This is a genomic window from Curtobacterium sp. MCLR17_055, assembly GCF_003234305.1.
GTDB classification, from domain to species: domain Bacteria; phylum Actinomycetota; class Actinomycetes; order Actinomycetales; family Microbacteriaceae; genus Curtobacterium; species Curtobacterium flaccumfaciens.
In genome coordinates this window covers 98,745-111,837 of record NZ_QKSX01000012.1, presented here as the reverse complement: position 1 = coordinate 111,837, position 13,093 = coordinate 98,745, and the positions used below count along the sequence as shown (strand labels likewise).

8 protein-coding genes are annotated in these 13,093 nt (G+C 69.3%); 1 reads left to right on the top strand and 7 read right to left on the bottom strand.

Annotated elements, in window-relative coordinates; translation table 11 throughout:
• From gap to uvrB, 7 genes are all read right to left on the bottom strand, one after another.
• A complete protein-coding gene (gene gap, locus DEJ09_RS12020; RefSeq protein WP_017887253.1) occupies positions 1–1,005 on the bottom strand; it encodes a type I glyceraldehyde-3-phosphate dehydrogenase in 1,005 nt (334 codons plus the stop codon).
• Positions 1,006–1,274: 269 nt separating this feature from the next.
• Complete coding sequence (gene whiA, locus DEJ09_RS12015; protein WP_027465690.1) at positions 1,275–2,255, bottom strand: DNA-binding protein WhiA; 981 nt, start codon at positions 2,253–2,255, stop codon at positions 1,275–1,277.
• Positions 2,256–2,330: 75 nt separating this feature from the next.
• The gene (rapZ, locus tag DEJ09_RS12010) at positions 2,331–3,230 is read right to left on the bottom strand and encodes an RNase adapter RapZ (RefSeq protein ID WP_027465691.1); all 900 of its coding nucleotides are present in this window, start codon (positions 3,228–3,230) and stop codon (positions 2,331–2,333) included.
• Positions 3,231–3,333: 103 nt separating this feature from the next.
• Positions 3,334–5,388: an excinuclease ABC subunit UvrC gene (gene uvrC, locus DEJ09_RS12005; protein ID WP_111088771.1), complete on the bottom strand. Its 2,055-nt coding sequence runs from the start codon at positions 5,386–5,388 to the stop codon at positions 3,334–3,336.
• On the bottom strand, positions 5,389–8,445 hold the full coding sequence (gene uvrA, locus DEJ09_RS12000) for an excinuclease ABC subunit UvrA (protein ID WP_258373885.1): 3,057 nt from the start codon (positions 8,443–8,445) through the stop codon (positions 5,389–5,391).
• A gap of 48 nt (positions 8,446–8,493) precedes the next feature.
• On the bottom strand, positions 8,494–9,411 hold the full coding sequence (locus tag DEJ09_RS11995; RefSeq protein WP_111088770.1) for an SDR family NAD(P)-dependent oxidoreductase: 918 nt from the start codon (positions 9,409–9,411) through the stop codon (positions 8,494–8,496).
• Positions 9,401–11,473, bottom strand: a complete 2,073-nt coding sequence (gene uvrB / locus DEJ09_RS11990; RefSeq protein ID WP_111088784.1) for an excinuclease ABC subunit UvrB — start codon at positions 11,471–11,473, stop codon at positions 9,401–9,403. Before uvrB ends, DEJ09_RS11995 begins: the two co-directional genes overlap by 11 nt.
• Positions 11,474–11,643: 170 nt before the next feature.
• On the opposite strand from uvrB, the gene DEJ09_RS11985 reads away from it, so the two are divergent.
• Positions 11,644–12,972, top strand: coding sequence for an MFS transporter (locus DEJ09_RS11985; protein WP_111088769.1), 1,329 nt, complete (start codon positions 11,644–11,646; stop codon positions 12,970–12,972).
• Positions 12,973–13,093 lie beyond the last annotated feature (121 nt).

The window sequence follows — 13,093 nt, the reverse complement described above, 5'->3', positions numbered from 1 at the left end:
TTACAGACGCTCGCCGACGTACTCGGTGAGGTCGACGAGGCGGTTCGAGTAGCCCCACTCGTTGTCGTACCACGAGGTGATCTTCACGAGGCCGCCGATGACCTTGGTCAGGCCGGAGTCGTAGATCGAGGAGTGCGGGTCCGTGGTGATGTCGGTCGACACCAGCGGGTCCTCGCTGTAGAGCAGAATGCCCTTGAGGGGGCCTTCTGCGGCCTCCTTGTAGGCGGCGTTGATCTCGTCGACGGTGACCTCGGACTTGGTCTCGAGGGTGAGGTCGGTGATCGAGCCGGTGGGGACCGGGACGCGCAGCGCGAAGCCGTCGAGCTTGCCGGCGAGCTCCGGCATGACCTGGCCGATGGCCTTGGCGGCACCGGTCGAGGTCGGGACGATGTTCAGCGCGGCGGCGCGGGCACGACGGGGGTCCTTGTGCGGGCCGTCCTGCAGGTTCTGGTCGGCGGTGTAGGCGTGCACCGTCGTCATCAGGCCACGCTCGATGCCGAACTTGTCGTGGAACACCTTGGCGAGCGGCGCGAGGCTGTTCGTGGTGCAGGACGCGTTCGAGATGATGTGGTGGTTCGCCGCGTCGTACTGGTCCTCGTTCACGCCGAGCACGATGGTGACGTCGTCACCCGAGGCCGGGGCGGAGATGATGACCTTCTTGGCGCCGGCGTCGATGTGCTTCTGCGCATCGGCGGCCTTGGTGAAGAACCCGGTCGACTCGATGACGATGTCGACACCCAGCTCGCCCCAGGGGAGGTTGGCGGGGTCGCGCTCGGCGAGGACCTTGATGGCCTTGCCGTCGACGACGATGTTGTCGCCGTCGAGCTCGACGGAGACACCGAGCCGGCCCGTGATGGAGTCGAACTTCAGCAGGTTGGCGAGCGACGCGTTGTCGGTGAGGTCGTTCACCGCCACGATCTCGAGGTCGGAGCCCTTCGCGAGGGCGGCCCGGAAGAAGTTACGGCCGATGCGGCCGAAGCCGTTGATACCGATCTTGACGGTCAATGGATCTCCTGGTGAGTGTGGAGCGCCCAGGGGGCGCTGCTTTCGGGAGTCGCGCACCCTGGCGGGCCCGCGTGTGGTGGACGATACGCCCCGTAACGTCGCCGTAACGACCCTAGCAGTCGGACACTGCGTGCCCGAGCGGGATGACGGTCCGTCCGGACGGTCGCCGACCGGGCCGGGAATGGGTCCGAGAACGGGCCGGGAAACGGACGGGAGGCGCGGTGCCAGCTGGCACCGCGCCTCCCGTCCGCAGGGTCGACAGACCCCTCTCAGGCCCCTTCGAGCTCCTCGGGAACGCTCGCTTCGGTGCCCGGGATGCCGAGGTCGGAGGCCCGCTTGTCGGCCATCGCCAGCAGGCGCCGGATGCGGCCGGCGATGGCGTCCTTGGTCATGGGCGGGTCCGCGTGCTGGCCGAGCTCGTCGAGCGACGCGTCGCGGTGCTGCAGGCGCAGCGTGCCGGCGTACTGCAGGTGGTCGGGGACCTCGTCGCCGAGGATCTCGAGCGCACGCTCGACCCGGGCGCAGGCGGCCACGGCGGCCTGCGCGGAACGGCGGAGGTTCGCGTCGTCGAAGTTGACCAGGCGGTTCGCGGTCGCGCGGACCTCGCGACGCTGGCGCATCTCCTCCCAGTCGGCGGTGGTGCGCGCTGCACCCATGACGGTCAGCATCTGACCGATGGCCTCACCGTCGCGGATGACGACGCGGTGCACCCCGCGGACCTCGCGGCCCTTCGCGGCGACCCCGAGACGCGACGCGGCACCGACGAGGGCCATCGCGGCCTCGTTGCCGGGGCAGGTGACCTCGAGCGCTGCGGCCCGACCCGGGTCGGTCAGGGTGCCGGAGGCGAGGAAGGCGCCGCGCCAGATGGCGGCGAGGTCCTCACGGTTGCCCGTGGTGAGGCGGTTCGGCAGCCCGCGGACGGGACGACGACGGGCGTCCATCAGGCCGGTCTGGCGGGCCAGGGTCTCCCCCGCCTCGAGCACGCGGACCAGGTAGCGGGTCCCGCGGCGGGCGGACGCGGACGAGCCCACCGACGCCTCGCTGCGCACGCCGTACAGCTCGGCGAGGTCCTTGCGGACCCGGTGCACGATGATCCGGGTGTCGAGCTCGACCTCGACCGCGATGCGGCCCGAGATGACGTGCAGACCACCAGCGAACCGGAGGATCGTGGCCAGTTCGGCGGCGCGGACCGTGTTGCGGTTCACGGCGACCCTGGCCAGTTCGTCCTTGACCTCGGCAGTCAACGGCACAGCATCATTCCTAACGTTCGTTCAGTGGTTCCCGCAGATCCGGCGGCACGGGCGTGGGAGCGGCCGGAGGGACGGTCACTCCCGGCCGAGATCTCGGTTCTTCACACGCACGGCGACGCCAGGCATCCCGCGGAGGAGGTTCGCCAACTCGGCGACGATGGCGACCGAGCGGTGCTTCCCGCCGGTACAGCCGATGGCGATCGTAGCGTGTCTTTTGTTCTCGCGCTGGTACCCCTCGAACACCGGCTCGAGGACGGAGGCGTAGCGATCGACGAACGGACGGGCACCGGCCTGGGCCAGCACGTAGTCCGAGACCGGCTGGTCCAGCCCGGTGTGGGGCCGCAGTTCCGGGACCCAGTAGGGATTCGGGAGGAACCGCACGTCGGCCACCATGTCGGCGTCGGCGGGCAGACCGTACTTGAAGCCGAAGCTCATCAGCGTGACCTGTACACCCACGAAGTGCTCATCGGCGAAGTGTTCGATCACGGTGTTCGCGAGCTGGTGGATGTTGAGGTCGGAGGTGTCGATCACCACGTCGGACGCCTCGCGCAGGCCGGCGAGACGCGCCCGTTCGCGGGCGATGCCGTCGAGCAGGGTGTCCTCGCCCTGGAGCGGGTGGGGTCGACGGACCTGCTCGAAGCGCCGGACCAGCACGGCGTCGGTGGCTTCGAGGAACAGCACCCGGACCCGCGCGGAGGTGCTCGAGCGGACCTGCTCGACCGCGTGCTCGGGGTCGGTGAAGAACCGCCCGCCGCGGACGTCGACCACCGTGGCGATCTTCGGGATCTTCTCCCCCGCGCGGTCGGCCAGTTCGGTCAGCGGGGCCAGCATCTGCGTGGGCAGGTTGTCGACGACGTACCAGCCCAGGTCTTCGAGGGCCTTGCCGACGGTGGACCGCCCGGCCCCGGACATGCCGGTGACGATGAGGATGTCGTGCTGCGACGCGTGCGTGGTCGCGGTGGCGCTGTCGGTCATCTGGGAGTGGGCTCCGTCGTGGCGGCCCGGGCGCGTCGCCCGGGGAGGTCTCGGCTGCCGGACCAGGCTACCGCCCGGTGGCGGCCGGGAGGCGCGGGGTTCGTCACGACGGTCGCTGCGGACCGTCGCTGGTCACCTCGGGGACCCGCACCGGGCCTCCCGGGTGGGTAGCGGTCTGCTGGGTGGCTGCGTTCTCGGTCACGGTGTCCGCGATCGCGTCGGCGTCCGGTTCGGGGGCGCTGGACGCGCTCGTCGCCGGCGCGCTCGTCGGCGTCTGGGCCAGCTTCGAGACCACCGCGGCAGCGGTCGCCGGACCGATGCCGTTCACCTCGCCGATCTCCTCGGCCGTGGCTTCACGCAGCCGGGCGACCGAGCCGAAGTGCTTCAGCAGGGCGTTGACGCGGCTCGGGCCGAGACCGGGGATCTCGGACAGCCGCGACCGGACGTCGCGCTTCCGCTTGCTGCGCTGGTGGGTGATCGCGAACCGGTGCGCCTCGTCGCGGATGCGCTGGATGAGGAAGAGCGCCTCGGAGTTGCGGGGCAGGATGACCGGGAAGTCGTCGTCGGGGAGCCAGAGCTCCTCGAGCCGCTTGGCGATGCCGACCAGGGCGATGTCGTGCACGCCGGCTTCGTCCATCGCGCGCTTCGCGGCCTGCACCTGGGGCTGGCCGCCGTCGACGATGAGCAGCTGCGGTCGGTACGCGAACCGCTTCGTCGGCTTCGACCCCTCGACGACCTCGTCGGTCGTGACGTCGGGGACGTCCGGCAGCTCGGCGTCCTCGTCCAGCCGCGCCAGGCGCCGCGAGAGCACCTGGTAGATGCTGTCGGTGTCGTCGGTGGTCTCGGCGATCGAGTACCGGCGGTACTGGTCCTTGCGCGGCAGGCCGTCCTCGAACACCACCATCGACGCGACGACGTTCGTGCCCTGCAGGTGCGAGATGTCGTAGCACTCCATGCGGAGCGGCGCCTCGGTCATGCCGAGGGCGTCCTGGATGTCGGCCAGTGCTGCGGCCCGGGTGGTGTAGTCGGCCGAACGCTTGGTCTTGTAGAGCATGAGCGCCTGCCCGGCGTTCTGCGCGGCCGTCCGGGCGAGCCCGGCGCGATCGCCGCGCTGTGCCGTGCTGAGCTTCGTGCCGCGCCCGTTCCGACGCTTGCTGAGCCACTCCTGCAGCGCGTCGGCGTCCTCCGGCAGCTCGGGGACGACGACCTCGCGCGGAGGCTCGTCGGTGACGTAGACGCCCTGCACGATCTGCTCGACGAGGTCACCCGTGGCGATGTCGAGCTCCTTGTCGACCACCCAGCCGCGGACACCGCGGATGCGGCCACCACGGACGGAGAACAGCTGCACGGCCGCGGCGAGCTCGTCCTCCGCGATGCCGAACAGGTCGAGGTCGACCGAGTCGCGGAGCACCACGGCGGACTTCTCGAGCACGGCCTCGAGCGCCTCGACCTGGTCGCGGTACTTCGCGGCCTGCTCGTACTGCATCGCGTCGGCCGAGGCCCCCATGCGCTGCCGGAGTTCGGTGATGACCCGGCGGTCGTAGGAGTTCATGAAGCGCACGAACTCCTCGACGAGCGCGCGGTGCTCCTCGATCGTGACCTTCTGCGAGCACGGGCCACCGCACTTGCCGATCTGCCCCGGGAAACACGGACGGCCCGTCTGCATCGCCTTCTTGTACGACGAGTCCGAGCACGTGCGGATCGGGAAGACCTTGATCATCAGGTCGATGGTGTCGTGCACCGCCCAGATCTTCGGGTACGGACCGAAGTACTTCGCGCCCTTGATCTTGCGGTTGCGTGTCACCATCACCCGCGGCGCTTCGTCACCCAGGGTGACCGCCATGTACGGGTACGACTTGTCGTCGCGGAACTTGACGTTGAACGGCGGGTCGAACTCCTTGATCCAGGTGTACTCCAGCTGGAGCGCCTCGATCTCGGAGCCAACCGTCGTCCACTCGACACTGCGTGCCGTGAGAACCATGCGCCGCGTGCGCTCGTGCAGCGTCGGCAGCGGCGCGAAGTAGTTGCTCAGCCGGGCGCGGAGGTTCTTCGCCTTGCCGACGTAGAGCACCCGACCGGCTTCGTCACGCCATCGGTAGACACCCGGGTCGGTCGGGATCTCTCCCGCCTTCGGACGCCACGGGACGGTGTCCGCCACCTACCGAGCACCCGCCTTCTGCTTGCTCGCCTGCTTGGTCGCGCCCTGCTGCTTGCCGCCCTGCTGCTTCTGGGTGGCCTGCCTTGCGCCGACGGCCTGTTGCTTGCCGACCCGGGCGTCCTGGGCGTCGAAGATCTCGCGCAGGAAGACACCGGTGTGGCTCTCCGGCACGGTCGCCACGTGCTCCGGGGTGCCCGTCGCCAGGACCGTGCCGCCACCGGAACCGCCCTCAGGACCCATGTCGATCAGCCAGTCGGCGGACTTGATGACGTCGAGGTTGTGCTCGATCGTGATGACGGTGTTGCCCTTGTCGACCAGGCTCTGCAGCACGAGGAGCAGCTTGCGGACGTCCTCGAAGTGCAGACCGGTCGTCGGCTCGTCGAGCACGTAGACCGTGCGGCCGTTCGAGCGACGCTGCAGCTCGGTGGCGAGCTTGACGCGCTGCGCCTCGCCGCCGGAGAGCGTGGTCGCGCTCTGGCCGAGACGCACGTAGCCGAGGCCCACGTCGACCAGGGTCGCCATGTAGCGGTGGATCGCCGAGATCGGCTCGAAGAACTCGGCCGCCTCGCTGATCGGCATGTCGAGGACCTCGGAGATGTTCTTGCCCTTGTAGTGCACCTGGAGCGTCTCGCGGTTGTAGCGCGCACCACCGCAGACCTCGCACGCGACGTAGACGTCGGGCAGGAAGTTCATCTCGATCTTGATCGTGCCGTCGCCCGCGCAGTTCTCGCAGCGGCCGCCCTTGACGTTGAAGCTGAAGCGGCCGGGCTGGTAGCCGCGGGTCTTGGCCTCTTGCGTCTCGGCGAACAGCTGGCGGATGCGGTCGAACACGCCCGTGTAGGTCGCCGGGTTCGAGCGCGGCGTGCGGCCGATCGGTGCCTGGTCGACGTGCACGACCTTGTCGAGCTGGTCGAGGCCCTTCACCCGGGTGTGCTTGCCCGCGATGTGCCGGGCGCCGTTGAGCTGGTTGGCGAGCACCTTGTACAGGATGTCGTTCACCAGCGTCGACTTGCCGGAGCCGCTGACGCCCGTCACCGCGGTGAACACACCGAGGGGGAAGTCCGCGTCGATCGACTTGAGGTTGTTCGCCCGGGCGCCCTGCACGGTGATGGCCCGCTTCAGGTTGACCTTGCGACGCTCGGCCGGCACCTCGATCGCGCGTCGGCCGGCGAGGTAGTCACCGGTGATCGACTCGCGGTTCTCGATGATGCCCTCGTACGAACCGGAGTGCACGACGTTGCCGCCGTTCACACCGGCACCGGGGCCGATGTCGACGACCCAGTCGGCCGTGCGGATCGTGTCCTCGTCGTGTTCGACGACGATGAGCGTGTTGCCGAGGTCCTTGAGCTTGACCAGGGTGTCGATGAGTCGACGGTTGTCGCGCTGGTGCAGGCCGATGCTCGGCTCGTCGAGCACGTAGAGCACGCCCGTCAGCCCGGAGCCGATCTGCGTCGCCAGGCGGATGCGCTGCGCCTCGCCGCCGGAGAGCCCACCGGCACCACGTGCCAGTGTGAGGTAGTTCAGGCCCACCTCGAGCAGGAACTCGAGGCGTGCGCGGATCTCGCGGAGGACCGCGGCGGCGATGTGCGCTTCACGGTCGGTCAGCGTCAGCTCGTCCATGAACGAGTACGCGTTGTCGAGCGACATGTCGGTGACGTCCGCGATGCTGCGGTCGTTGACCGTCACCGCGAGCACCTCGGGCTTGAGGCGGGTTCCCTCGCACACCGGGCACGGGACTTCGCGCAGGTACCCCTGGAAGCGCTGCCGCTGCGAGTCCGACTCGGCCTCGGCGAACTTGCGCTCGATGTAGGGCATGACGCCTTCGAACCCGCTCGTGTACCGCATCTCGCGGCCGAAGCGGTTGCGCCAGGAGACCGACACCTGGAAGTCCTTGCCGGTCAGGATCGACGCCTGCACCGCGGGGTCGAGCTGGTTCCACGGGGTGTCGAGCGAGAAGCCGAGCTCCTTGCCGAGGCCACCGAGCAGCTTGTCGAAGTAGGAGTACAGCCCGCTCGTCCCGGTCCAGGGCAGCAGGACGCCGTCACGCAACGAGGCCTCGGGGTCGCCGAGCACCAGGTCGGGGTCGACCGACATGCGGGTGCCGAGTCCGGAGCACTCGGGGCACGCACCGAACGGCGCGTTGAACGAGAACGTGCGCGGCTCGATCTCGGTGAGTGCGAGCGGGTGGTTGTTCGGGCACGAGAGGTTCTCGGAGTAGTTCCGGACCGCTCCGGGACCCTCGTGGTCCACCAGGTCGATGCCGACGGTGCCGTCGGTCAGGCGCAGGGCGGTCTCGAGCGAGTCGGTGAGACGTCCGAGGATGTCGTCGCTCGCCACCAGGCGGTCGACGATGACCGAGATGTCGTGCTTGACCTGCTTCTTGAGCTTGGGCGGGTCGCTGAGCTGGATGCGCTCCCCGTCCACGATCGCGCGGGCGTAGCCGGACGCCGCGAGCTCCTGGAAGAGGTCGACGAACTCGCCCTTCTTCTTCGAGATCACGGGTGCGAGGACCTGGAAGCGGGTGCCGGTCTCGAACTGCATGAGCTGGTCGGCGATCTGCTGCACGGTCTGCTTGCTGATCACCTCGCCACACGTCGGGCAGTGCGGGACCCCGATGCGCGCCCAGAGCAGACGCATGTAGTCGTAGACCTCGGTGATCGTGCCGACCGTCGACCGCGGGTTGCGGTTGGTCGACTTCTGGTCGATCGACACCGCCGGCGAGAGCCCCTCGATGAAGTCGACGTCGGGGCGGTCGACCTGGCCGAGGAACTGGCGCGCGTAGGCGGACAGCGACTCGACGTAGCGGCGCTGCCCCTCGGCGAAGATCGTGTCGAACGCCAGCGAGGACTTGCCCGAGCCGGACAGGCCGGTGAACACGACGAGCGAGTCGCGCGGGATCTCGAGGTCGACGTCACGGAGGTTGTGCACGCGCGCGCCCCGCACGCTGAGCGTGGAGGTGCTGTGCGGAGCGGTCCCGCCGGGGAGGTGGAGGTCAGCGGGCTCGCCGAAGGCGTTCCGGCCCGACGTCGAGGTACCGGGGTCAGAGGTGATGGTCATCGTCGTCGATTCTACGAAGCGGCACCGACATTCGGCCGGGATGGAGGGTCAGACGAGTGCGTCGAGAGCGAACGTGACGCCGGATGCACGCTCACTCGCCGCCCAGAGCTGCGCTGCGACGGTGCGGTCGTGCGCCCGAGGTTCGGCCGCGACCACCGTGGCCGGGCCCCGGAGCTGCATCCAGCCCGCCGGGCCCCAGTACTCCCCCGAGTGCACGTCCGCACCGACGGCCGCGTGCACGAGGGGCTGGGCGCCGACGTCCTTGCCCTGGGCGACGAGGCGCTGCGCCGGGCGGATCCACTCGGGTTCGGGCCGTACCGGGCTGACGTCCGGGCGTGCCGGCGACAGGCGGTCGAGCGACAGGCCGGGGTGTGCGACGATGCTCGACACGGACGATCCCGAGTCGGCCAGTCGCTCGGCGAGCTCGAAGCCGAACAGCATCACGGCGAGCTTGCTCCTGGCGTACTGGCGGTGGCTCGAGTACCGACCGACGCCGAGCGGATCGGGCGCGTCGAGCTGGGCGAATCGATGGGCGATCGACCCGAGGTGCACGACCCGGCCGGCTCGTCGTTCGAGCAGGGGCAGGACCCGGGCGGTCCACGCGAAGTGCCCGAGGTGGTTCGTACCGATCTGCAGTTCGGTGCCCTGTGCCGTGCTCCCCCGCGTCGACGCCCCGACGACCCCGGCGTTGTTCACGACCGCGTCGACGCCGTCGGGTTCCAGCGCGGCGAGTTCGTCGGCAGCGGCACTGACCGAGTCGAGGTCGGCGAGGTCGAGGTGGACGTGGGCGAGCGAGGCCCCGTCGACGTGCCGACGGATGCTGCGCTCGGCGGCGTCCGCCCGGCCGCGGTCGCGCGTCGCCAGCACCACACGGTGCCCCGCCGCGGCGAGCTGCTCGGCGGCGTGGTACCCGAGCCCGGCGCTCGCACCGGTGACGACGACCGTGCGGGCGCCGTCAGCTGACATGTCCGGCCGACTCCATCTGGCGCAGGGCCTTCTTCAGGTCCTGCACCTCGTCGCGCAGTCGCGCCGCGAGCTCGAACTTCAGCTCCGCCGCAGCCTGCAGCATCTGGTCGTTCAGGTCGGCGATGGTGGCACCGAGCTGCGTCGCACCCTCGCCCGCGATGCCGCCGCGCTTGAGGTTCGGCGTGGGCGACCGACGGCCGTCGGTGCCGGGGCGACCCTGCAGGAGCGCCTTCGTGTCGTCGTTCTCACGCTGCAGGACCTCGGTGATGTCCGCGATCTTCTTGCGCAGCGGCTGGGGGTCGATGCCGCGCTCCAGGTTGTAGGCGACCTGCTTCTCACGACGGCGATCGGTCTCCTCGATCGCGGTCTTCATCGAGTCGGTCATCTTGTCGGCGTACATGAGCACCTGGCCCGACACGTTGCGGGCAGCGCGACCGATCGTCTGGATGAGCGACGTCGACGAACGGAGGAAGCCTTCCTTGTCCGCGTCGAGGATCGCGACGAGCGACACCTCGGGCAGGTCGAGCCCCTCGCGCAGCAGGTTGATGCCGACGAGCACGTCGTAGACGCCCTGCCGAAGCTCGGTCAGCAGCTCGACGCGCTTCAGGGTGTCGACGTCGGAGTGCAGGTAGCGGACGCGGACACCGGCGTTCCCGAGGAAGTCGGTGAGTTCCTCGGCCATGCGCTTGGTCAGCGTGGTGACGAGGACGCGTTCGTCCTTCTCGACCCGCTGCTTGATCTCCTCGAGCAGGTCGTCGATCTGGCCGTCGCTCGGCTTGACCACGATCTCGGGGTCGATCAGGCCGGTCGGGCGGATGATCTGCTCGACCACGCTGTCGGTGACCCCGAGCTCGTAGCGCCCCGGGGTGGCCGACAGGTAGACCTTCTGCCCGACGCGGTCGAGGAACTCCTCCCACTTCAGCGGGCGGTTGTCCATCGCGCTCGGCAGGCGAAACCCGTGCTCGACGAGGGTGCGCTTGCGCGAGGCGTCACCCTCGTACATCGCGCCGATCTGCGGCACGGTGACGTGCGACTCGTCGATGACGATCAGGAAGTCGTCGGGGAAGTAGTCGATGAGGCAGTGCGGGGCCTCGCCCGGACCACGGCCGTCCATGTGCCGCGAGTAGTTCTCGATGCCCGAGCAGAACCCGATCTGCTCCATCATCTCGATGTCGAACGTGGTGCGCATCCGGAGGCGCTGGGCCTCGAGCAGCTTGCCCTGGCCCTCGAGCTCGGCGAGCCGTTCCGCGAGTTCTTCCTTGATGGAGGCGATCGCGCGGTGCATCACGTCGGTGTCCGCGACGTAGTGCGAGGCCGGGAAGATCGACACGGCGGGCAGGTCGTCGATGACGTTGCCGGTGAGCGGGTGCAGCGAGGAGAGCGCTTCGATCTCGTCACCGAACATCTCGATGCGGATCGCGTGCTCTTCGTACATCGGGATGATCTCGATGGTGTCGCCGCGCACCCGGAACGTGCCCCGGGCGAAGTCGACGTCGTTGCGCTGGTACTGCATGGCGACGAACTTGCGCACGAGCTGGTCGCGGGAGATCGTCTGGCCCACGTGGAGCGCGACCGATGCGTTCATGTACTGCTCAGGGGTGCCGAGACCGTAGATGCAGGAGACGGTGGACACCACCACGGTGTCGCGACGGCTGAGCAGCGAGTTCGTCGTGGAGTGCCGGAGTCGTTCGACCTCGGCGTTGACGGAGGAGTCCTTCTCGATGAAGGTGTCCGTCTGCGGGACGTACGCCTCGGGCTGGTAGTAGTCGTAGTACGAGACGAAGTACTCGACCGCGTTGTTCGGCATCAGGCTGCGGAACTCGTTGGCGAGCTGGGCCGCGAGCGTCTTGTTGTGCGCGAGCACGAGTGTCGGCCGCTGCACCTGCTCGATGAGCCACGCGGTCGTCGCCGACTTGCCGGTACCGGTCGCACCCAGCAGCACGACGTCGGTCTCACCGGCGTTGATCCGCCCGGCGAGTTCCGCGATGGCCGCGGGCTGGTCGCCACTCGGCGAGTACTCGCTGATGACCTCGAACGGACGCACCGCTCGGGTCGGTTCGATCGCAACACCCATGGGGACAACGGTAGTCGGCACCCCTGACACCGAGGACCGCTGCTCGCCCTCGGCGTACTGTCCGCTGCAAGCAGGCTCCAAGTCGACTGATGGTCAACGGGCATACCGTCCGATCCGTTCAGTCACCCGACTCCTTCCCACTCCCCCGAAGAGGCCTCATGACCACGGCGACCCCGGCCGCACCGATCAAGGGCACCCCGTTCCGCGGACGCATCCGCGGACGCGTGCTCGTCCTGCTCTGCTGCATGTACGCGATCTCGTACATCGACCGGACGAACATCTCGACGGCGCTGCCGCACATCACCGAGGAGTTCGGGTTCAACGAGGCGACCGCCGGTCTCATCGTCTCCGCGTTCTCGTTGCCGTACGCCCTGCTGCAGGTGTTCGGCGGCACGATCAGCGAGAAGTTCGGCCCGCGCCGGGCGCTCTTCGTCATCACGGTGATCTGGGGCGTCGCGACGCTCTGGACCGGGTTCGCGGTCGGCTTCTGGACCCTCTTCGCCGCGCGGGCCCTGCTCGGGCTGAGCGAGGCCGCCGCGTTCCCGACCGCCACGCAGGCGATGAGCCGGTGGATCCCCCGCGACCGGAACGGCTTCGCCCAGGGCGTGGTGCACTCCGCGGCACGGCTCGGCAACGCGCTGGCCCCGCTCATCGTCGCGTGGGTGATCGGGGCGACGGGCAGCTGGCGCTGGGCGTTCTTCGCCACTGCGGTGCTGTCCCTGGCGTGGGCCGTCGTCTGGTTCGTCTGGTTCCGCGACAAGCCCGAGTCCGCGAAGGGCATCACGCAGGTCGAGCTCGCCGAGCTCCCGCCGGTCGAGACCCGCGCGACCCGTCCCCCGGTGCCGTGGCGGCAGCTGGCGAAGCAGATCCTGCCGGTCACCTTCGTCGACTTCGGGTACGGCTGGACCCTCTGGGTGTTCCTCACCTGGCTCCCGACGTTCCTCAGCTCCACCTACGGCCTGGAGATCGGCGACTTCGCCCTGTTCACCACCCTCATCCTGCTGGCCGGTGTCGTCGGGGACACCGTCGGCGGGATGCTCAGCGACCGCATCATCCACCGCGGCGGGAACACCCGGAACGCCCGCCGGACCATCCTGGTGATCGGGCTCGGCGGCTCGCTCCTCTGCCTCATCCCGCTCGTGATCGGGCAGGGGCTGCTCGTCGCGACGATCTCCCTGGCCCTGTCGTTCTTCTTCCTCGAGCTCTGCAACGCCAACCTCTGGGCGATCCCGATGGACGTGGCGCCGCAGTGGTCCGGCACGGCCTCGGGCTTCATGAACACCGGGTTCGGCATCGCCGGTGTCGTCTCGCCCATCGTGTTCGGTCTGCTCATCGACGCCTCCGGCTGGCAGGTGCCCTTCGCGCTCTCCTGCGTCCTGCTCGGAGCCGCGGCCGTCGTCGCGTGGTTCATGAAGCCCCAGCGGCTGACCTCCACCGACGGCGTGCTCGAGATCGGCACCCCGAAGGCCGAGCAGCGCTCGGCTTGACGGCCGGCAGCCGGTGCGCGGAACGTGCGACGGCCCTGGTGGTCCGCACGCGACGGCCGGGAGGCGCGGGTCGGGCCCGCCACGTGCCTCCCGGCCGCCGCGCCACGTGTCCACCGCCCCG

What these genes read in the sequence shown, in the direction of transcription:
- uvrA (WP_258373885.1), bottom strand. Translation starts at nt 8,445, where the DNA reads ATGACCATCACCTCTGACCCCGGTACCTCGACGTCGGGCCGGAACGCC.
- DEJ09_RS11995 (WP_111088770.1), bottom strand. Translation starts at nt 9,411, where the DNA reads ATGTCAGCTGACGGCGCCCGCACGGTCGTCGTCACCGGTGCGAGCGCC.
- DEJ09_RS11985 (WP_111088769.1), top strand. Translation starts at nt 11,644, where the DNA reads ATGACCACGGCGACCCCGGCCGCACCGATCAAGGGCACCCCGTTCCGC.
- rapZ (WP_027465691.1), bottom strand. Translation starts at nt 3,230, where the DNA reads ATGACCGACAGCGCCACCGCGACCACGCACGCGTCGCAGCACGACATC.